Source organism: Frigoribacterium sp. AC759, assembly GCF_979256015.1.
In genome coordinates, this window is the sequence record NZ_CEEDMT010000122.1 from 1 (window position 1) to 256 (window position 256).

Here is a 256-nt window from a genome sequence, read left to right on the forward strand (position 1 = left end):
CCGTGCCGTCGGGCCAGACGACCGCAGACCCGCCGGTACTGGAGCCGTTGATCGCGCTGCGGGTCATGGCGACGGCGGTGAGGCCGGAGCCGGATGCCGGGAGGCCTTTTACGCCGGCGACGGGGATGCTGACTTCCGCGCCGCCCTGGACGACGCTGGAGGGGCTGACGCGTGTGTCGGCGATGCGCGCAGCGGCGGGAGTGAAGACGGCTCCGCCCTCGCTCTTGGTGAAGTAGCCCTGGATGTCGACGATGAC

General features: G+C 71.1%; 1 protein-coding gene. It reads right to left on the minus strand.

Annotated features, from left to right (window positions below; all coding sequences use genetic code 11):
• The coding region (locus tag ACZ6JE_RS15340) for a hypothetical protein (protein WP_464319505.1) at positions 1-256 on the minus strand (256 nt) is incomplete at both ends.